This is a genomic window from Dokdonella sp. (assembly GCF_041395345.1).
Lineage (GTDB): Bacteria > Pseudomonadota > Gammaproteobacteria > Xanthomonadales > Rhodanobacteraceae > Dokdonella.
Genome location: NZ_JAWLAR010000007.1, coordinates 36,880 through 56,026 on the forward strand (window position 1 = coordinate 36,880; position 19,147 = coordinate 56,026).

Consider the following 19,147-nt stretch of genomic DNA (forward strand, 5'->3'; position numbering starts at 1 on the left):
TCCGCGCCTTCTCGGCCACGCCGAGTGTCAAGCTCAGGGAAAAATGTCAAAAGACGATGTCATTGAAATGGAAGGTGCGGTCCTAGAGACCCTTCCGAACACCATGTTCCGCGTCAAGCTGGAAAACGGCCACGTGGTCACTGCCCATATTTCGGGTCGGATGCGCAAGAACTACATCCGCATTCTTACCGGCGACAAGGTCAAGGTCGAGATGACTCCCTATGACCTGACCAAGGGTCGCATCACCTACCGCATGAAGTGAAGGCAGGATGCCTTCATCCCGGACAGCACAGGATGTGCCGTTGATCCGGGATCGCACAACAAGGCGGAAACGAATGGCACGCCCGGGAAACCGGACCAGTGCCTACGGGCGTTGACGGAAAGGCGGCCAGCCAGACCGGTTACGCGGCATCGAAGGGCGACAAGACAGAACCCCCTCTCGCAAGTAGAGGCAACTGTCCTGCCCGCGCGAGCGCTGACTACTCGACCACCGCCGGCAGCTTGGCGGCGGCTTCCGATTCGACTTTGAGCTTGCCGTCGTGCACGGTCAGCCTGACCTTGCCGCCTTCGGCCAATTCGCCGAACAGCAGTTCGTCCGCCAGCGCCCGCTTGACGTTGTCCTGGATCACCCGGGCCATCGGTCGCGCTCCCATCTGCGGATCGAATCCATTTTCGGCCAGCCACTTGCGCGCTTCGGCATCGACATCCAGGGATACATGCTTCTCCTGCAACTGGACTTCGAGCTCGATCAGGAATTTGTCGACCACGCGCAGGATGTGCTCGAAATCGAGCGCGCCGAATTGCACGATGGCATCCAGTCGATTGCGGAATTCGGGGGTGAACGCCTTGCGGATGATTTCCATCGCATCGGACGCATGGTTCTGATCCACAAAGCCGATCGTGCGCCGGGCCGCCGCCTGGGCACCGGCGTTGGTCGTCATGACGACGATCACGTTCTTGAAGTTGGCCTCGCGGCCATTGGTATCGGTCAGCGCGCCACGATCCATGATCTGCAACAACACGTTGTAGACATCCGGGTGTGCCTTCTCGATCTCGTCGAGCAGGAGCACGCTGTGCGGATGCTTGACGATCTGTTCGGTCAACAGGCCGCCCTGATCGAAACCGACGTAGCCCGGAGGCGCACCGATCAGACGTGAAACCGAATGCGCCTCCATGTATTCGGACATGTCGAAACGGACCAGCTCGACGCCGAGCTGAAGGGCGAGCTGACGAGTCACCTCGGTCTTTCCCACACCGGTCGGGCCGGCAAACAGGAAGTTGCCGATCGGCTTGTTCGGATCGCCCAGGCCCGATCGCGCCATCTTGATCGCACTGGTCAGCGCGTCAATGGCCGAATCCTGACCAAACACCACCATCTTCAGGTTGCGCTCGAGGTTGCGCAGCACGTCGCGGTCCGACGCCGAGACCTGTTTGGGAGGGATTCGGGCCATGCGCGCGACGATGTACTCGATCTCGCCCACATCGACCGTCCCGGTGCGCTGATCATCGGGCAGCAGCCGCTGCCTCGCACCCGCCTCGTCGATGACATCGATGGCCTTGTCGGGCAACAGGCGGTCGGAAATGTGCTTGACCGAGAGATCCACCGCGGCTTGCAGGGCCTCGCTGGTGTACTCGACATGGTGGTGCTCCTCGAAACGGGACTTGAGGCCCTTGAGGATCTCCACGCTGTCGGCAATCGTGGGCTCGACGACGTCGATCTTCTGAAAACGTCGCGCAAGAGCGCGATCCTTCTCGAATACGCCCCGATATTCCTGGAACGTCGTCGAACCGATGCAACGCATCTCGCCCGATGCGAGCATCGGCTTGATCAGGTTGGAGGCGTCCATGGTGCCGCCGGAGGCGGAACCCGCGCCGATGATGGTATGGATCTCGTCGATAAACAGGATCGCGCCGGGTTCTTTCCTGAGCTGGTTGATGACCGCCTTCAGGCGCTTCTCGAAGTCGCCACGATACTTGGTACCGGCGACCAGGGCGCCTAGATCAAGCGCATAGATCGTGGCGTCCTTGAGTACGTCGGGGACATGGCCCTCGACAATGCGCTTGGCCAGACCCTCGGCCAGTGCAGTCTTGCCTACACCGGCCTCGCCGACATAGAGCGGGTTGTTCTTGCGCCGGCGGCAGAGAACCTGAATCGTGCGCTCGACTTCCAGCTCTCGACCGATCAACGGGTCGATCTTGCCCTGACTGGCGAGTTCATTGAGGTTGTTGGCGAATTCGTTGAGCGGATTGCCACGCGGCTCTTCACCGCCCTCACCTTCGCGAGCAGCCTGCTCGGCACCGCCGGTCTCGCCCGATTCGTCGCCGATCTTGGCAATGCCGTGCGACAGGTAGTTGACCACGTCGAGGCGATTCACGTCCTGCTGGCCCAGGAAATAGACCGCATGTGAATCCTTCTCGCCAAAGATCGCGACCAGCACGTTGGCGCCGGTCACTTCTTTCCGCCCCGAGGACTGCACGTGATAGACCGCGCGCTGCAGAACACGCTGGAAACCCAGCGTGGGCTGGGTGTCGCGCTCGTCTGCGGGCGGCAGTACCGGTACGGTTTCGGCGATGATCGACCGAAGATCGCGACCCAGCTTGTCCAGATCGGCGCTGCAGGCACGCAACACCTGGGTCGCGGAGGGATTCTCCAGCAACGCAAGCAGCAGGTGCTCGACCGTCATGAACTCGTGGCGCTGCTCGCGCGCCTCCTTGTAACACTGGCCGATGGTGAGCTCTAGATCCTTGCTGAACATCCGGTTTGCCTCGATGGATGGTTGATGCAGGAGATATGTGGGGTGGCTCAGGATTTTTCCATGGTGCACAGCAACGGATGCTGGTGTGTCCTGGAAAACTCGTTGACCTGTGTCACCTTTGTTTCGGCCACTTCCCTTGTATATACGCCACAAACGCCCTTTCCGCGCGTGTGGACATGCAACATGACCTGGGTGGCGCGCTCGCGATCCATCGTGAAAAACGTTTCAAGGACCACAATAACGAAATCCATCGGCGTGAAATCGTCGTTCAGGATAACCACCTGGTACAAAGGCGGCTTGGCAACCTCGGGCGGTGCGACCTCGACAGCCAGGCCGTGCTCGTGGTCATTTTCGTGCTGTGGCAGTTGGGACATGGGTTTGCATGGGACCTGTTGTTGCCATCCAGTATAGGTTCCGCCGACCGCGGTTCAAGTGACAAGGGCTGAACATTTCCCGAGGTCGCGGGAAATCATGCGCGGTCCTGTAAACTTCGCACCGATGAATATGGTGCAAAGAGTGACGACAACACTGGCAGAAGAGCCCCGGGTATGGTGCCCACGCGTGACCGTCGCGACCGTGGTCCCCAGGGATGGCCGCTTCCTGCTGGTCGAGGAAACCGTGCATGGCCGGACCGTGATCAACCAGCCTGCCGGTCACCTTGAACCGGACGAAACCCTCCAGTCCGCTGCGATCAGGGAAACCCTTGAGGAAACCGGCTGGCATGTCGAACTCGAATGCCTGGTCGGCATCCAGCAGTGGACCAGCACCCAGTCCGGAAGTCAGTTTGTCCGCTTCACGTTCGCTGCGCGAGCGCTCGATCACGACCCCTCCCTGCCCCTCGATGAGGGAATCCTGCGCGCGCTCTGGCTCAGTCGCGACGAAATAGCCGCCGCTGGAGAGCGTCTGCGCAGCCCGTTGATACTGTCCAGCATTGACGACTGGCTCGGCGGACGCCGCCTGCCTCTCGACAGCATCAGCAGGCTGGCCCCCGGCACTCTTTCGATTTAGGACCGTGGGCACGGGGCTGATCATGGTCGGCGTTTCCGGCGGCGTCGATTCCTCGGTTGCCGCCCTGCTGCTGTCGCGCTCGCGCGAGCATGTCGCCGGTCTGTTCATGCAGAACTGGGAAGAAGACGAGCGTCTCGGCCCGTGCCGGGCAGAAGAGGATCGAAAAGACGCGGTTGCGATTTGTGCTCGGCTGGGTATCCCGTTTCACGCTCGGAACTTCGCCCGCGAGTACTGGGATCAGGTGTTCGAGCATTTTCTGTCCGAATACCGCGCCGGACGCACGCCGAATCCCGATGTGCTCTGCAATCGGGAAATCAAGTTCAAGACCTTCCTCGATCACGCCAGAACGCTGGGCGCCGAAACCATCGCGACGGGGCACTATGCCCGGAACAGACTCAGGGACGGGTACTGGCAGTTGCTGCGCGGCGTCGACGACAACAAGGATCAGAGCTATTTCCTGCATGCGCTGGGGCAGGATCAACTCGCCGCCACCCTGTTTCCGGTGGGCGAAATGCCCAAGCCCGAGGTGCGCCGGATCGCCCGCGAGGCCGGCTTGCCAAGCCATGCAAAGAAGGATTCCACAGGCATCTGTTTCATCGGCGAGCGCGATATCCGCGAATTTCTCGGACGCTACATCCCGGCCAGCGCAGGTGAAATCCGGACGCCTGATGGAACCCGGATCGGCGAACACCAGGGCGCCTGGTACTACACCCTCGGCCAGCGCGGCGGGCTTGGCATTGGCGGTCGACAGGATTCGACCGGCGAGCCCTGGTACGTGGTCGGCAAGGACGTCAGCCGCAATATCCTGTTCGCGGTCCAGGGCAACGCCAATGACTGGCTGCTCTCGAGCAGGCTCCAGGCCAGCGATGTGACATGGGTGGCCGGCGCCGCCCCGGCCAGCGAATTCCGTTGTGTGGCGAAGACCCGCTATCGCCAGCCGGATCAGACCTGCCTGGTCCGGCTCGATGAGCAGGGATGCCTGGTCGAATTCGATCAACCCCAGCGTGCCGTTACACCGGGACAGTCCGTTGTGTTCTACGATGGCGAGGTCTGCCTGGGAGGTGGCGTCATAGAACGAAGCGATTCGCCGTTCGGTGGATGGACCAACCCTTCCTGACCTGCAGCATCGGCAACCCCTGAATCGGAAACTCCATTGACCCCAACTCCACTACATCGTGCTTGCGCCACATGTCGCAACGATATGGCAGCAACTCATGCGTGAGTCTCGCGTCATCGCACTTGCCGGGGTGTTCCAGGCCTGTTCGCAAGTGCGTGCCATTGCCAACGAGGGGCGCGGAGAGAATGCCGCGATCGAATCCAGTCTGGCCAGCCTGTTCCGCATTGACAGCGACAGCGCCGCCGATGTCTTCGGCGGGCTTTCCGGAGTCAGGACCGGCATGGAAGTTCTGATCGAGAACCTCGACAGCAGCGAGCGCAACGTGGCGGTCTCGCAGCTGGCGGTCGGCGTTCTTCGGCTCGAACGCAAACTGTCCGGGCGCAAGAACATGCTTCGTCAAATCAGCGAAGGCATTGAGTCCATCCAGCGCCAGGTCGATCACCTTGGCGTGGCCCACGCTACCGTTCAGGGGCGCCTGGCCGAGCTGTACAGCCAGACCTTGTCCAATCTCAGCCCGCGCATCGTCGTGCACGGGAATCCCACCAATCTGGCCGACCCGCGTCGCGTCGAGCAGATTCGGTCCTTGTTGCTGGCCGGCATCAGGGCCGCCGTTCTCTGGCGTCAGATGGGCGGCAGCCAGTGGCGCTTGCTGGTCCGCCGCAAGGAATACGCCATGCTCGCGCGAGGCCTGCTCGCGCGCTGCACGCTCGATCGCGGATGACACCGCGTCGCGGTGCAGCGCACCGCCAATGACTCAGCCGGGGGGATTGACGCGAATCGAATCGTCGTAGCGGATGTTCTGAACCGTATGGGTCTTGTGCCCCATGGCCGACCCATCGCTGACGGTGCGCAGAATGCGACCCGAATCATCGAGGTAGACCGTGTTCCGCGACGAGACCGCAATGCCCATGATCTTGGTATTGACGTCGTAGCTGATGGCACGCAGTTCGCGTCCGTCGACGGACTGCATGCCTTCGTCCTTCACATTGCTCGTACCTGCCCTGATTTCCTCGATGGTCGAAGGGACCAGCCGCTTGAACATGGCGCTCATGTCTATCGGCGGCTTCGTCCATTGCCCGTCGCCACTTCGCATCCAGGTCCCCTCCGGCAGAATGATGAAGGACATCTGGTCGGTGACGACGCGCATCCGATTGATCGTGTCGAACTCGATTGTCGATCGGCTCTCCTTGCCGTCAGCAGACGTGGTCACCGACTCTGTCACACAACGCGAAGCGAGCATTTTCTCGTGCGCCTGGAACAGGGCATCGGCGGCACTTCCATCGGCCAGCGCCGGCGCGGCGACGACCAGACCAAGACATCCGACAAGCAAGGCAACAGCCAGACCAGCAATGCGGTGACGCATGACATCTCCAGAGATGGGCAAACCCCAATCCTGCGTTACAAGTCAACCTGGCCGCAAGTCCGGCACTCGCACGCCGGCGGGCCTGCGGACAGGCCGGGAATCGTTTTGTTCGCGCCGGACCGGATCGCGGGTCGGTTGAAACCCCGGGGCCGATGCCGGCCATTCATCGCTGCTGCCACCCCTGGCATTTGTGGCCATGCATGGGCGCAGATAGACTACGCGCCTGCTGACCCGTCCCGGCGCGGCTGATCGCGCCAGAAACCCAAGTTCTTCAATATCCTGTCCAACCTTTTTGACGCCAGACATCAAGTCGAAACCTGTCGCACAGCGGCGTCCGGGCGTACCTACTGATCGCGGAGCACGTAATGATCTTTGAAACCCTCGCCAATACCGGCCATGAGGAAGTGGTGTTCTGCCACAACAAGGATGCCGGCCTGAAGGCCATTATCGCCATCCACAACACCGTTCTTGGTCCATCGCTGGGCGGCCTGCGCATGTGGCCCTACAAGAGTGAGCAGGAGGCGATCAATGACGTGCTGCGGCTCTCTCGCGGCATGACCTACAAGAACGCCGTGGCGGGCCTTAACCTCGGCGGCGGCAAGGCCGTGATCATCGGCGATCCGGCCAGGGACAAGTCGGAAGCACTGTTCCGCTCTTTCGGCCGTTTCGTGAATTCACTGAATGGTCGCTACATTACGGCGGAAGATGTCGGTATCGACGTCAACGACATGGAATGGGTATTCCGCGAGACCTCGTTCGTGACCGGCGTTCACCAGGTTCACGGTGGATCCGGCGACCCCTCTCCTTTCACTGCCTTCGGCACTCTCCAGGGTCTGCTGGCTTCACTCAATGCCTGTTATGGCAATGAAGATGTCGGCAAGTACAGCTATGCGGTACAGGGTGCGGGGCACGTCGGCATGGAATTCATCAAGCTGCTGCGTGAACATGATGCCAAGGTGTACGTCACCGACATCAGCAAGGAACTGGTCGAGCGCGCAGTGGATGAACACGGCTGCATCGCCGTGGGCCTCGACGAAATCTACGACACTGACGCCGACGTCTACAGCCCGTGCGCCCTGGGCGGCACCATCAACGAGGAGACGCTGGAGAGGCTGAAGTGCAAGGTCATCTGCGGTGCGGCCAACAACCAGCTTGCCAGCAACCAGATCGGCGATGAGGTCTCCCGCCGCGGGCTCTTCTACGCTCCAGACTATGCCGTCAACGCCGGCGGCGTAATGAACATCTCGCTGGAAATCGATGGCTACAATCGCGAGCGTGCGATGCGCATGATGCGTACCATCTACCAGAACGTCAGCCGGATCTTCGAGATCGCCAAGCGCGACAGCATCCCGACTTACCTCGCTGCGGATCGCCTTGCGGAAGAACGCATCGCCACCATCGGCAAGTTGCGTCTGCCACACCTTGGCGTAACGGCTCCAAGCTTCCACGGGCGCCGCGGCAACTAGGCCAGAAAGCGCAAGGAAGAGCCAACCGCCTGCAACCCACCGACCGGATCCCGACCATGCAACCGTTCAAGCTCGACGAAGACCTCGAAGCCCTGCGCGAAGCCGTACGGGCGTTTGCCGAAAAGGAAATCGCGCCGCGGGCCGACCTGATCGACCGGGACAACGCATTCCCGAACGATCTGTGGAAGAAGCTTGGCGAAATGGGCCTGCTCGGCATCACCGTGACCGAGGAGTTCGGCGGCTCGGCACTGGGCTATCTTGCACATGTTGTCGCTCTCGAGGAAATCTCGCGTGCTTCCGGCTCCGTGGGATTGTCCTACGGCGCGCATTCGAACCTGTGCGTGCAGAACCTCAACAACAACGCCAGCGACGAACAGAAGCGCAAGTATCTGCCCAGACTCTGCAGTGGCGAGTGGATTGGTGCGCTGGCCATGAGCGAACCCGGTGCGGGTTCGGATGTTGTCGGATCCATGACCTGCAAGGCCGACAAGAAAGGCGATGTCTGGGTCGCCAACGGTTCGAAGATGTGGATCACCAACGGACCTGACGCGGATGTCCTGCTGGTCTACATGCGTACAGCCCCCAAGCCGGCCGGTTCGCGCTGCATGACGGCGTTCATCGTCGAGAAGGGCATGAGGGGCTTCACCACTGCGCAAAAGCTCGACAAGCTCGGCATGCGTGGATCCAATACCTGCGAACTGGTATTCGAGGATTGCGAAATACCTGCCGAAAACATCGTCGGCCAGGTCAATGAAGGGGTGCGCGTGCTGATGAGCGGCCTGGATACGGAACGCCTGGTCCTGTCTGGCGGTCCGATCGGCTTGATGCAGGCGGCCATGGACCTGGTCGTCCCGTATGTCCGGGAACGCAAGCAATTCAATGCTCCAATCGGCACCTTCGGAATCATGCAAGCGAAAATTGCGGACATGTATACCGATCTTCAGTCCGCCCGTGCGTATGCCTACATGGTCGCCCAGGATTTCGACCGCGGAGTGAAGTCGCGCATCGATCCGGCATCCTGCCTCCTGCATGCATCGCAGAACGCGGTCAAGGTTGCACTCGAGGCCATCCAGGCACTCGGTGGCAATGGCTATATCAACGAGTATCCCGCCGGGCGCTTGCTGCGCGACGCGAAACTCTACGAGATCGGCGCCGGCACCAACGAAATTCGGCGCATGCTGATCGGCCGCGAGCTGTTCCACGGCAAGAGCTGAGGCTCGGGGCCGCAAGGCAGCGAATCCCGAGACCCTCCTGGCTCGGATTCACAGTCCTGCCGGGAAACCGGCATCAAGACCTTTTCCGGTCGCATGGCCCGGATACGCGCTATCGCCCTGTCCCGTCTGATCTGCAAGGCAGTACATCCAATCAGTCGACATCTCGTTCAGCTGGAGTAGACTGCAGTCAGCAGCCACGAGGGTCTTTATGGGGCTGATAGACGACAACCTGGATTTTTCACCGGAGCCGACCAAGGCAGCACCCGCGTGGAAGATACTGATCGTCGATGACGAGCCCGAAGTCCATCAGGTTACCCGTCTTGTACTCGGCAATTTCCGCTTCGCCGATCGTCCGCTGCAGCTGATCAGCGCGTATTCGAGTGCCGAGGCGGAGAAACTGCTTCGCGAGCACACCGACACCGCAGTCATCCTGCTTGATGTCGTGATGGAAACCGAACAGGCCGGATTGAAACTCGTCCGCACCATTCGCGAGCGACTGGACAATCATTTCGTTCGCATCGTCCTGCGTACCGGCCAACCAGGCCAGGCTCCCGAACACGAGATCGTGGCTGCCTATGACATCAACGACTACAAGGAAAAAACCGAGCTGACCGCACAGAAGCTCGCGACCACGCTCTACTCGGCTTTGCGCGCCTACCGCGACATGCGCACCATCGAAGCAAGTCGACGAGGTCTTGAAGTAGTCATCAAGGCCTCATCCGAAGTCTTCTCGCACCACCACCCGCAACACTTCGCCTCGGTAGTCCTGTCCAAGCTGACCGAGTTGATCGGAGTTGAAGGCGGCGCACTGTGTTGCCGGATCGCACATCCGAACGGCAAGCTTCCGGAGCATTTCCAGGTCACGGCGGCGAGCGGCCAGTTTTCACGCTATCTGTCGCGCAACGCCGAAGAGAAACTGCCGCAGCACATGGTGGAGTCATTGGAGCGTGCGTTCAGCAGCAAGCAGCACGTCTTTTCCGACGATCACTATGTGCTGCATTTCTCCGACAGCGATGCCACCGAAGCCTTGCTGTACGTCGGCGAATCGCACCGTCTGGACGAGCATGCGCATCAATTGATGCAGGTCTTCTGCAGCAATGTCTCGATTGCCTATGAAAACATGCACCTCAATCAGGAGCTGTTCGACAGCCAGCTCGACATGGTCTATCTGCTGGCGGGTGCTGCCGAAACGCGCTCGAAGGAGACGGCGAATCATGTGCGCCGCGTCGGCATCCTCGCTTCCATGCTCGGTCGCATGCATGGACTCGATGAAAAAACCTGCGAGCTGCTCAACTATGCCGCGCCATTGCACGACATCGGCAAGATTGGCATACCTGACGCCATCCTCAACAAGCCTGGTGCGCATACGCCCGAAGAAACCGTGATCATGCGCACCCACGCCGAGATCGGTGCCCGGCTGCTTGCAGGGACAAAGCGTCCGGCATTCAGGATGGCAACGGAAATCGCAATGACCCACCACGAAAATTTCGATGGCACCGGCTATCCGCGTGGTCTGGCCGGATCGGAAATTCCGATCGCCGGCAGAATTACGGCATTGGCCGATGTCTTCGATGCGCTGGGCAGCCGCCGTTGCTACAAGGAGCCATGGTCGGACGATGAAATCAGGAAATTCATCAAGTCGCAGCGCGGCCTCAAGTTTGACCCGGCACTGACCGACCTTCTCTTCGAGAACTGGGACGAGATCGCCGCATTGCGCAAGGAAATGCCCGACTTCTGAAGCGCTGCCCCCAACGCGACCCTAATCGACCTTTTTGCCGGCATCGAAGCGGATGCAGATCCGGATTCCCTCGCCGGGCGCGCTGTTTACCACGATGGTGCCGCCCAATACCTGGGTGACCAGGTTGTAGACGATGTGCATGCCCAGGCCGGAGCCGCCAGAGCCGCGCCGGGTCGTATAGAAGGGATCGAAGATTCGCGCACTCGCAACTTCGTCCATGCCGGAGCCATCGTCGCTGTAGTCGATGACAATGCCAGATTCATGCTGGTAGATGCTGATCTCTATTTTTCCCGGCTTTTCATTGCTGAATGCGTGGAGCAGCGAGTTCATGACCAGATTGCTCATGATCTGATACAGCGCTCCGGGCGATGTTTCGCAAACCACGGGTTCAGGACAGCTCAAGGCAATCGTATGCGGCGTCTTCTTGAGGGTCGGACCCAGCGTGGTAAGAATCTCGCTGACGCACGCGCCCAGTTCGACAACCCTGCGATCCTCGGTCGACTGGTCCACGGCGACCTGCTTGAAGCTCCTTATCAATCGATCAGCGCGCTGCAAGTTGCGCAGGATGATCTGAGCGCCTTCGACGACAGCGTGCTCGAATCGCTCCAGATCGGAGCGCTTGAGCTCGCCATTCTCCAGCAAGCGGGACAATTGCCGCGCCTCTTCGTTCAAGTGCGATGCCGCGGTGACACCAATGCCTATTGGCGTATTGATTTCGTGAGCGATGCCGGCGACCAGACCGCCCAGTGAAGCGAGCTTTTCCGCCTCGAGCAGCTGGCGCTGGGTCAGGGTCAGACGATCCAGGGTCTGCTGAAGTTCAAGGTTGGTGGTGCTGAGGTCGGATGTCCTTCGTTCGACACGCAGTTCGAGTTCCTCGTTGAGCCGACGCAACGCCTCTTCGGCATGCTTCAGCGCGTTGATGTCGTGGGTGGTACCGGCCATGCGCAGGCCGTATCCCTCGGCATCGCGTTCGACCAACCGACCGCGCGTCAGCACCCAGACCCAATCATGATCGAGGTTCAGCGTGCGATAGCTCGATTCAAAAGAGGGGGCGATACCCTTCAAGTGCGCGGTGAGCGCGGCATTGAAGCCGGCAAGATCGTCCTTGTGCACGAAGGGGCGATAGGAATCGATTGTAGAATCCACGGCCTCTTCGGTTGCCGCCAAGTACTCCAGCTTGTTCTCACGAAGCATGCGACCGCTGCGCAGATCGATGTCCCAGAGCTCACTGCCGCTGCCCCATAGCGCGAGCTTCAGTCTTTCCTCACTCTGCCGGATGCTTTCCTGCGCGACCATCCGACGGCGCACACTCCTGCGCACCTGCAGGGCAACCAGCCAGGCCAGCGCCAACGTGCCCATGGAGTAGCCGACAAACGCAGGCGGCGATGCCCATGGGGACGGCGCGACACGCACATCGACGCCGGGTTCCAGCTCTACCCAGTCCTCGCCATCATGACGCGCGCGCAGGCGCAAGCGGTAGCTACCGGATGGCAAATCCGTGTAAGTGGCAAAACGACGGGATGCGGTTGTTTCGATCCACTGCGAATCATGGCCCTCGAGCAGATAGCTGTAGCGAATGGATTCCGGGTCGGAAAAATCGAAAGCGGCGAATTCGAAGGTGACGTTGTCGTCGTAATGACGCAAGGAAACCTTGCCGCCCAGCCAGAGGCTCGTATCCAGCGGTGAATCGGGGTCGCGCCAACTCAACTCGACCGGCACGTTCTGCAAGAGCAGCCGCGTTGCCAGTGGTTGCGGTGGCGGTGGCAGGCTGACCTGGGCCGGGTCAAACATGCTGATCCCTTCAAGGCCGCTGAATACGATCAATCCGCCCGGAAGCCGCGTCGCGCCGTTTATCCAGTAGCCACCAGGAAGCGTGCCATCGTTGGGACCCAGGTTGATGAAGCGGCCGGTTCTGCGATCGAAACGACTGATTCCGGCCGTTGTACTCATCCAGAGATAGCCTTCCGAATCCTCCAGAATGGCGCCTATCGCTTCTGCCGCGAGCCCTTCCCTGCTGCCAAAGGTCTCGAACCGCGGAGACATTTCCGAACCTGGCAGAAGGTGACTGATGCCGCCCCCCTGAGTGCCGATCCAGAGCTCGCCGCTGGAATCGACACTCAGTGTCGAAATCGCATCGCTGCCCACCGACGTGCTGTCGTCCCTGTTGAAATGGAAGTGGTCGAATCGTCTTGCTTCTCGGTTGTAGCGGTCGAGACCGCCTGCGCGCAGTGCCAACCACAATTCCGCGGCAGGTGTCTCGACGATCGTACCGACCGCGTCCCCGCCAATTCTTCGGGGATCGTCCGGATTCTCAGGATCATGCCTGTGGTGAACGAAGCCCTTGCAGGTCGCGCAGCGCTCATCGAGCCCCTTGCTGGCTGTTCCTATCCACATCGTGCCGACACGATCTTCATACATGTAGAGAATGGAATCTTCGGCCAGGCTGGCGGAATCGTCCGGGTCGTGTCGAATATGTTCGAACGTGGAGCTGCCGCGACGCAGGATATTGATGCCGCCGCCAATCGTGGCCACCCACAGGCTGCCGTCGCGGGTTCTCATGATGTTCTGCACAAAGTCGTGCGAGAGCGAACCCGGCACCTTCGGATCATGCGTGTAGCGGTCGATCACGCCCCGCTGCGGATCAAGATGGACCAGTCCTCCGCCCTCCAGCACACCCACCCACAGGGTACCGTCAGGGTCTCCCCATACCGTCAACGCCAGGCGGGACGGCAGGGTCAGCGGATTGCCGGCCACGCTCTCGATGCGCGTGAATGCCTCGGTGCGGGGACTGTGGACCGAGAAACCGTTTGCCCAGCTGCCTACGAACAGGTCGCCGTCCCTGCCCCGAAGCAGGGCCGACAGGCGATTGGCGGCTATCGTGTGGTGGCGTGACGGGTCGTGCAGGTAGTGCTGAAACCGACCGGTGGCCGGATCCAGATGCGAAAGACCGCGGCTGTTTCCGGCGATCCAGAGTCCGCCATCGGGGTCGGCCAGCAGTGCCCGGATGGCCGGATCGGGCAGCCCGTCACCGGCGCCGTCCATTCGCGCGCCGTAGTACTGCTTGAGGGTGCCGGCCGCGTCCAGCCGATACAGACCCGACTCGGCGGTACCGGCCCAGATATCGCCATCCGGGGTCTGGGCAATGGCATGCACATCCAGCGGCGTCAGGTTGCCGGCACGAATCTCGCGCAGTCCACGACCATCCCCGTCAACTCGCCACAAACCGTCTCTGGCGCCGAACCATATCCCGCCATCTGCCGACTGCATTATCGAGCGAACCAGTCGCAATTCCGCCGCTGCCTTGATCGGCGTGTCGACGAGATTCGACGCCTCCCGATCGAACCACTGGATTCGGCCACCGGAAGTGGCTACCCAGACCCGGTCATCCCGATCGACCAGCAGCGCGGTGACATGGTTGCTGCCAAGGGAATTGGGATTGCCCGGATTCGATCGATAGCTGGTGAAGCGGTCCAGGGCCGGGTCATAACGATTCAGCCCTCCGGCCTGGGTACCGATCCACAGGCTGCCCTTGCTGTCCGAGGCCAGGGCCCAGATGTGGTTCTGCGACAGCGACCACGGATCGTCGCGCACGGAACGATAGGTGCGGAATTCATAGCCGTCGAATCGACTCAGACCATCCTGGGTTCCGATCCAGACGAAACCGCTCGGATCCTGCACCATGACCCGCGCTGTCGCCTGCGACAGGCCTTCAGCCGTGCCGAAGGTCCGGAAATGCATGTTGTCGATTCCGGGCACATTGTCGGCTTCTGCAGGAGTGCCAGCGCAGACGATCAGGAGCATCGCCAGCAACAGCAAGGGTCGACATGGACCAGGCATTAACCGAACCGCATCTTGGCGTGGGAAGCGCGCATTTCCAAGAGGCTAGACCTCCGCGACCCGAGCGACAAGCAAGGCGAGAATCTGCTGCTTTGCAGCATCCATGGGCAGACAGGGATCAATCGACAACCAGCTCGTGTAAACTTCTATGGACGTTGCATTTTGTCAGCATCCAGCGGTCCTTGCACAACCTGATCCGGAAGTCGGAATTCCGTCACGCAACAACAAACAATTCTGTTGACGAACGTCACACACTGAATGATTCATTCGGGCGTATCGTCCAGCAAGCTCTCGGGGATCGCGTATGAAAAAGAACTGGTTGTCCGGACTGATGGCCTGCGCTGCGCTTTTTGGCGCCACAAGTGCGCATGCCTTGCTCCATGATCCGCTGTTCAGCAGCAGTTTCGAGAGTCCAACCGACCTTCCGGCCAGCGACGCCGAAGCGGCGCGCTTCCTGACCCAGGCCAGCTTCGGCCCCACCATCCCGGAAATTGCGCGCCTGCGCACGATCGGCTATTCGGAATGGCTGCGGCAGGAATTCAACAAGCCGGCCACCTCTGCCCGAACCTACATGGAGATGGTCAATGACGCACGGCTTGCGGCCAACCAGAGCGGCGTCAGCCACAACAATCGGCTCGACCGCTGGTTTCATACCGCAGCAACCGGCAGCGACCAGCTACGCCAGCGCGCCGCGTTTGCGCTCAGCCAGATACTCGTGATCTCGGACCAGAACAGCAGTCTGGGCGGCGAATCGATACAGGTCAGCGAATACTGGGACATCCTCGCCCGCAATGCATTCGGAAACTACGGAGAACTGCTCGACCACGTCACGTGGAATCCGTCGATGGGCAAATATCTGAGTCATTTTCGAAACAGGAAAGCCTCCAGCGACGGACTGCGCCAGCCTGACGAGAACTACGCACGAGAAGTGATGCAGCTGTTCACGATCGGACTGATCGAGCGAAACGTCAATTTCACGCCCATTCTCAATGGTGGCCAACCCATTCCGACCTACGACCAGAGCGTGGTGACAAATTACGCCAAGGTCTTCACGGGCTTCAACTACAACAATGCAACCACGATCAGCAACGGAACCAACACCTACCTGCGCATGACATGCATTGCCAGTGAACATGACGTCACCGCCAAGACAGTGATTGGTGGCACGGTGCTGCCGGCCGGACAATCCTGCCCGGACGACGTCGCCGACGGTCTCGATCTCCTGTTCGCCCACCCGAACGTCGCGCCCTTCATCTCGCGACAACTGATCCAGCGATTCGTCTCGAGCTCGCCTTCTTCGGCCTATATCCAGCGCGTCGCACAGAAGTTCAACGACAACGGATTCGGCGAGCGCGGCGATCTCAGCGCAGTCATCAAGCAGATCCTGCTCGATCCCGAGGCTCGCAATGCACCAGGCGTCAACAGCGGCAAGCCACGCGAGCCGATGCTCAAGCTGACGGCGATGTGGCGGGCCTGGGACGCGCAGATGCCGGCAGCCGACGAGTACGGCAATATCCCGATGGGCATGACCAACCCCAGCGGCACATTCGGCCAGCGTCCGCTGGGTGCCGATACGGTGTTCAATTTCTTCGAGCCGGACTACCAGCAACCGGGCGCCATCGCAGACGCAGGTCTGTTCTCTCCGGAATTCCAGACCCTCAACGAAAGCAGCCTGACCTCCAGCTCGAACAGCTACTACACCTACAGCTGGAACAGCTATGTCGGCATGTCCAATCCGCCTAGCAACCGGCCCCTGCTCAACCTCGCGCCGCTTGAGGCACTGTCCTCGGATCCTGCAGCCATGGTCGACGAGGTCAACAAGCGCATGATGTACGGCAGCATGTCCACAATGATGCGCGATGCGCTGATCAACATGCTGGTCTTCATGAATGGTACATCCGCAAATGAAAAGGCACGCACTGTGATCTACGTGACGGCTCTTTCCCCCGAATACGCAGTGCAACGTTGAGGCCAGTCTCATGAGCGGCGAATCCACATCCCGTAGAAATTTCCTGCGCCAACTCTCCTGTGCGATCTGCGCCGGTGGCGCATCGACACTGCTGCCCCAGCTCAACCTGATCAGCAGTGCCCTGGCCCAGACTACCGTTCCCGGCTACAAGGCCCTGGTCTGTGTCTATCTGGCTGGCGGAAACGATGCATGGAACCTTCTCGTGCCCTACGACCAGGCACGCTACGACGTTTACGAGGAGTCGCGCAGCGGCGTCTACAACGCAAGCTCCAACCCGGGCGGACTGGCCATTCCCCGAAATTCGCTGAGCGGGACCCAGATCAGCGGTGCCGGTGGCAGCTATGCATTGCATCCAAGCACGATCGACCGCACCGGACCCAGTCAGCCCGGGCTGCGTTCGCTGTACAACCAGGGCAAGCTCGCCTTCGTCAACAATATCGGACCCCTGATCCAGCCGATCACCAAGGCGGAATACAACTCGACGCCAGCGCTGCGCCCGCCCCAGCTCTATTCTCACAGCGACCAGGAAAACCTGTGGCATATCGGTCGCACCACACCATCTGCGCGTGGCTGGGGTGGTCAGGTTGCCGATCTCGTGCGCACCAACAACCTCAACCAGACGCTTTCCCCCTGCATATCGATAGGGGGTGGCAATCGCTTCGAAGTCGGCGCGAACACATTCCCCTACCAGATGTCTTCAAGCGGCCTGTCCGGCTTGTCCGGCATGACCGGAACCAGCAGTTCCGGTGCAGCGCGGCGCGGCGCGCTTCAGCTCCTGCTTGATGCGAGTTATCCCTCGCCGTACCAGGAAGAGTACAAGGCTGTATTTGCGCGTTCGCGCAGCCTGTACGACTTGCTGAGCACCGGTCTGGAATCCGGCGGAATCGGAAACGTCGCCACTGATTTTCCCAACGAATCGCTGGCCAACCAGCTCAAGATGGTCGCGCGCATGATCAAGCTGTCCCGCGCCACCTCTTTCGACGTGCAGCATCAGCGTCAGATCTACTATGTGCGTCTCGGCGGCTTCGACATGCATGACAATCTCATGAGCACGGGCTCCAGTGGACACGCCGCCTACATGACGCGTGTCTCGCAGGCACTCGGTGCATTCTGGACCGCGCTCGGAGAGATTGGCGCGCAGAATGAGGTCACGACCTTCACCATGAGCGAGTTCGCCCGCACCCTGTCGACCAACGGAAACGGTTCGGACCACGCCTGGGGCTCGGTCAACATGATCATGGGCGGCAAGGTCAACGGCGGTCAGCTCTACGGCGCCTTCCCGGACCAGACGCTGAACGGGCCGGTCAGTCTCAGTCGAGGCCAGTTCATTCCCTCGACCAGCGTTGACCAGATGGCTGCCACGCTCGCCAACTGGATGGGGGTCACCTCGACCACCGACCTCAACACGATTTTCCCGAACTTGCCGAACTTCTCTTCGAACAATCTCGGGTTCATGCAGTCTTGACGAATCGCTCGCCGAACATCACCGTGCAGACTTCAATCGCTCGCGGTGCGGGTCTTGCCCTGGCCATGGCACTGGTATCGAGCACGCCGGCCATCGCCGCGAGCGGCTGCGAGAGCATCGCCAGCATCCCGATCACCTGGAATATCGACTACACCACGACCATCCAGGACTTGTTCGCCAATCGATGCTCGAACTGCCACGTCGACCACGGCGGCAGTCCGTCGGGCGATCTGGATCTCGATCCCGAGTTCTCTTGGGACAATCTCGTCAATGCGCCTTCCAATGGCCAGCCAGGCCGGTTCCTGGTCGTCCCCGGGCAACCGCTGAACAGTGTTCTGTTCGAAAAACTCAACTGCGACGTGCCCAATGTGGGCGATCGCATGCCGCGCGGGCGCCCGCCCATCCCGCTGGAAGAGCAGGCGCTCATTTTCGACTGGATCATGCTTGGCGCGCCCTATCAGCAGACCGACTTCATCTTCTTCGGCGGATTCGAGCCGCGCCCCTGATCGCGGCTGGGCAAGTCTGCCACCCGACTCGGGTCAGGACAGGAAACCCGGGCTGGACAGTTGCTCCAGAAAGACGCCGATCAGTCTCGGCTCCATGCACAGCATGAACAGCACGCCGTAAGCTGCGCCCCAGAGATGCGCACTGTGGTTGATATTGTCGCTACCCTTGCGGTCCATGTAGATCGAATAGGCGATGTACAGCACGGCATAGACGATAGCCGGACAGGGCACGAAGAAGACGAAGATCAGGCTCCAGGGCTGCAGGAGCACGAAGGCAAACAGCACGGCGGAAACGGCACCCGATGCGCCAAGACTCCGATATTCCGGGTTGTCGACGTTTCTGATGTAGGTGGGCAGGATCGAAACGACGATGGCCGAAACATACAAGGCCACGTACCCGGCCACGCCGATGTAATTCGACACGAACTGCTCGATCAGGCTGCCAAAGAAGTACAGCGTGATCATGTTGAACAGCAGGTGCGACAGGTCGGCGTGGATGAAGCCATAGCTCACCAGCCGGTAGTATTGCCTGCCTCGCTTGATCGCTGGTGGCCACAGAATCAACTCGGTGAACCAGCGATTGTCCTTGAATGCCAGCCACGAAATCAGGCAGGTGATCAGGATGATGACAATGGTTGCATTCATGGTTTGCATCGCTCTGCGCGGGGGAATCCTGCTGCATCGGTTGGCCCCGCCGTGATGCGGGCG

General features: G+C 60.6%; 15 protein-coding genes. 10 read left to right on the top strand and 5 right to left on the bottom strand.

Features of this window, described 5'->3' with window-relative positions; translation table 11 throughout:
* Nucleotides 1–43 precede the first annotated feature (43 nt).
* Nucleotides 44–262 (top strand): translation initiation factor IF-1, encoded by a 219-nt coding sequence (infA, locus tag R3F00_RS07775; protein WP_092409181.1) that lies wholly within the window; start codon nt 44–46, stop codon nt 260–262.
* Between the two features lie 217 nt (nt 263–479).
* On the opposite strand, the gene clpA is transcribed toward infA, so the two are convergent.
* Nucleotides 480–2,756 (bottom strand): ATP-dependent Clp protease ATP-binding subunit ClpA, encoded by a 2,277-nt coding sequence (gene clpA, locus R3F00_RS07780; protein WP_371281210.1) that lies wholly within the window; start codon nt 2,754–2,756, stop codon nt 480–482.
* 47 nt (nt 2,757–2,803) lie between these two features.
* Nucleotides 2,804–3,130 carry an ATP-dependent Clp protease adapter ClpS gene (clpS, locus tag R3F00_RS07785; RefSeq protein WP_371281211.1) on the bottom strand — a complete coding sequence of 109 codons (327 nt, stop codon included), beginning with the start codon at nt 3,128–3,130 and terminating at the stop codon, nt 2,804–2,806.
* 187 nt (nt 3,131–3,317) lie between these two features.
* Between clpS and R3F00_RS07790 the strand changes: the two genes are divergently transcribed.
* From R3F00_RS07790 to hflD, 3 genes are all read left to right on the top strand, one after another.
* Entirely contained in the window at nt 3,318–3,764 is a 447-nt protein-coding gene (locus R3F00_RS07790) for an NUDIX hydrolase (RefSeq protein ID WP_371281212.1), read from the top strand.
* A 22-nt stretch (nt 3,765–3,786) separates the two neighbouring features.
* Nucleotides 3,787–4,881, top strand: a complete 1,095-nt coding sequence (gene mnmA, locus R3F00_RS07795) for a tRNA 2-thiouridine(34) synthase MnmA (RefSeq protein ID WP_371281353.1) — start codon at nt 3,787–3,789, stop codon at nt 4,879–4,881.
* A gap of 97 nt (nt 4,882–4,978) precedes the next feature.
* Nucleotides 4,979–5,602, top strand: a complete 624-nt coding sequence (gene hflD / locus R3F00_RS07800) for a high frequency lysogenization protein HflD (RefSeq protein WP_371281213.1) — start codon at nt 4,979–4,981, stop codon at nt 5,600–5,602.
* Between the two features lie 33 nt (nt 5,603–5,635).
* Here hflD and R3F00_RS07805 read toward each other — a convergent pair whose 3' ends face one another.
* Nucleotides 5,636–6,244 (bottom strand): hypothetical protein, encoded by a 609-nt coding sequence (locus R3F00_RS07805; RefSeq protein ID WP_371281214.1) that lies wholly within the window; start codon nt 6,242–6,244, stop codon nt 5,636–5,638.
* 365 nt (nt 6,245–6,609) lie between these two features.
* On the opposite strand from R3F00_RS07805, the gene R3F00_RS07810 reads away from it, so the two are divergent.
* From R3F00_RS07810 to R3F00_RS07820, 3 genes are all read left to right on the top strand, one after another.
* Complete coding sequence (locus tag R3F00_RS07810; protein WP_371281215.1) at nt 6,610–7,710, top strand: Glu/Leu/Phe/Val dehydrogenase dimerization domain-containing protein; 1,101 nt, start codon at nt 6,610–6,612, stop codon at nt 7,708–7,710.
* Nucleotides 7,711–7,766: 56 nt separating this feature from the next.
* The gene (locus R3F00_RS07815) at nt 7,767–8,924 is read left to right on the top strand and encodes an isovaleryl-CoA dehydrogenase (protein WP_371281216.1); all 1,158 of its coding nucleotides are present in this window, start codon (nt 7,767–7,769) and stop codon (nt 8,922–8,924) included.
* Between the two features lie 208 nt (nt 8,925–9,132).
* A complete protein-coding gene (locus R3F00_RS07820) occupies nt 9,133–10,662 on the top strand; it encodes a DUF3369 domain-containing protein (RefSeq protein WP_371281217.1) in 1,530 nt (509 codons plus the stop codon).
* 21 nt (nt 10,663–10,683) lie between these two features.
* Here R3F00_RS07820 and R3F00_RS07825 read toward each other — a convergent pair whose 3' ends face one another.
* Nucleotides 10,684–14,499, bottom strand: a complete 3,816-nt coding sequence (locus tag R3F00_RS07825; RefSeq protein ID WP_371281218.1) for a two-component regulator propeller domain-containing protein — start codon at nt 14,497–14,499, stop codon at nt 10,684–10,686.
* A gap of 304 nt (nt 14,500–14,803) precedes the next feature.
* Here R3F00_RS07825 and R3F00_RS07830 point away from each other — a divergent pair, with 304 nt between their 5' ends.
* From R3F00_RS07830 to R3F00_RS07840, 3 genes are read left to right on the top strand one after another with little or no spacing between them, the layout of a single operon-like run.
* Entirely contained in the window at nt 14,804–16,468 is a 1,665-nt protein-coding gene (locus R3F00_RS07830; RefSeq protein ID WP_371281219.1) for a DUF1800 family protein, read from the top strand.
* 10 nt (nt 16,469–16,478) lie between these two features.
* Nucleotides 16,479–17,933 carry a DUF1501 domain-containing protein gene (locus R3F00_RS07835; RefSeq protein ID WP_371281220.1) on the top strand — a complete coding sequence of 485 codons (1,455 nt, stop codon included), beginning with the start codon at nt 16,479–16,481 and terminating at the stop codon, nt 17,931–17,933.
* Entirely contained in the window at nt 17,930–18,439 is a 510-nt protein-coding gene (locus tag R3F00_RS07840; RefSeq protein ID WP_371281221.1) for a hypothetical protein, read from the top strand. Before R3F00_RS07835 ends, R3F00_RS07840 begins: the two co-directional genes overlap by 4 nt.
* A gap of 33 nt (nt 18,440–18,472) precedes the next feature.
* On the opposite strand, the gene R3F00_RS07845 is transcribed toward R3F00_RS07840, so the two are convergent.
* The gene (locus R3F00_RS07845; RefSeq protein WP_371281222.1) at nt 18,473–19,084 is read right to left on the bottom strand and encodes a rhomboid family intramembrane serine protease; all 612 of its coding nucleotides are present in this window, start codon (nt 19,082–19,084) and stop codon (nt 18,473–18,475) included.
* Between the last annotated feature and the right edge of the window lie 63 nt (nt 19,085–19,147).

What these genes read in the sequence shown, in the direction of transcription:
- infA (WP_092409181.1), top strand. Translation starts at nt 44, where the DNA reads ATGTCAAAAGACGATGTCATTGAAATGGAAGGTGCGGTCCTAGAGACC.
- clpA (WP_371281210.1), bottom strand. Translation starts at nt 2,756, where the DNA reads ATGTTCAGCAAGGATCTAGAGCTCACCATCGGCCAGTGTTACAAGGAG.
- clpS (WP_371281211.1), bottom strand. Translation starts at nt 3,130, where the DNA reads ATGTCCCAACTGCCACAGCACGAAAATGACCACGAGCACGGCCTGGCT.
- mnmA (WP_371281353.1), top strand. Translation starts at nt 3,787, where the DNA reads ATGGTCGGCGTTTCCGGCGGCGTCGATTCCTCGGTTGCCGCCCTGCTG.
- hflD (WP_371281213.1), top strand. Translation starts at nt 4,979, where the DNA reads ATGCGTGAGTCTCGCGTCATCGCACTTGCCGGGGTGTTCCAGGCCTGT.
- R3F00_RS07805 (WP_371281214.1), bottom strand. Translation starts at nt 6,244, where the DNA reads ATGCGTCACCGCATTGCTGGTCTGGCTGTTGCCTTGCTTGTCGGATGT.
- R3F00_RS07810 (WP_371281215.1), top strand. Translation starts at nt 6,610, where the DNA reads ATGATCTTTGAAACCCTCGCCAATACCGGCCATGAGGAAGTGGTGTTC.
- R3F00_RS07815 (WP_371281216.1), top strand. Translation starts at nt 7,767, where the DNA reads ATGCAACCGTTCAAGCTCGACGAAGACCTCGAAGCCCTGCGCGAAGCC.
- R3F00_RS07820 (WP_371281217.1), top strand. Translation starts at nt 9,133, where the DNA reads ATGGGGCTGATAGACGACAACCTGGATTTTTCACCGGAGCCGACCAAG.
- R3F00_RS07825 (WP_371281218.1), bottom strand. Translation starts at nt 14,499, where the DNA reads ATGCCTGGTCCATGTCGACCCTTGCTGTTGCTGGCGATGCTCCTGATC.
- R3F00_RS07830 (WP_371281219.1), top strand. Translation starts at nt 14,804, where the DNA reads ATGAAAAAGAACTGGTTGTCCGGACTGATGGCCTGCGCTGCGCTTTTT.
- R3F00_RS07835 (WP_371281220.1), top strand. Translation starts at nt 16,479, where the DNA reads ATGAGCGGCGAATCCACATCCCGTAGAAATTTCCTGCGCCAACTCTCC.
- R3F00_RS07845 (WP_371281222.1), bottom strand. Translation starts at nt 19,084, where the DNA reads ATGAATGCAACCATTGTCATCATCCTGATCACCTGCCTGATTTCGTGG.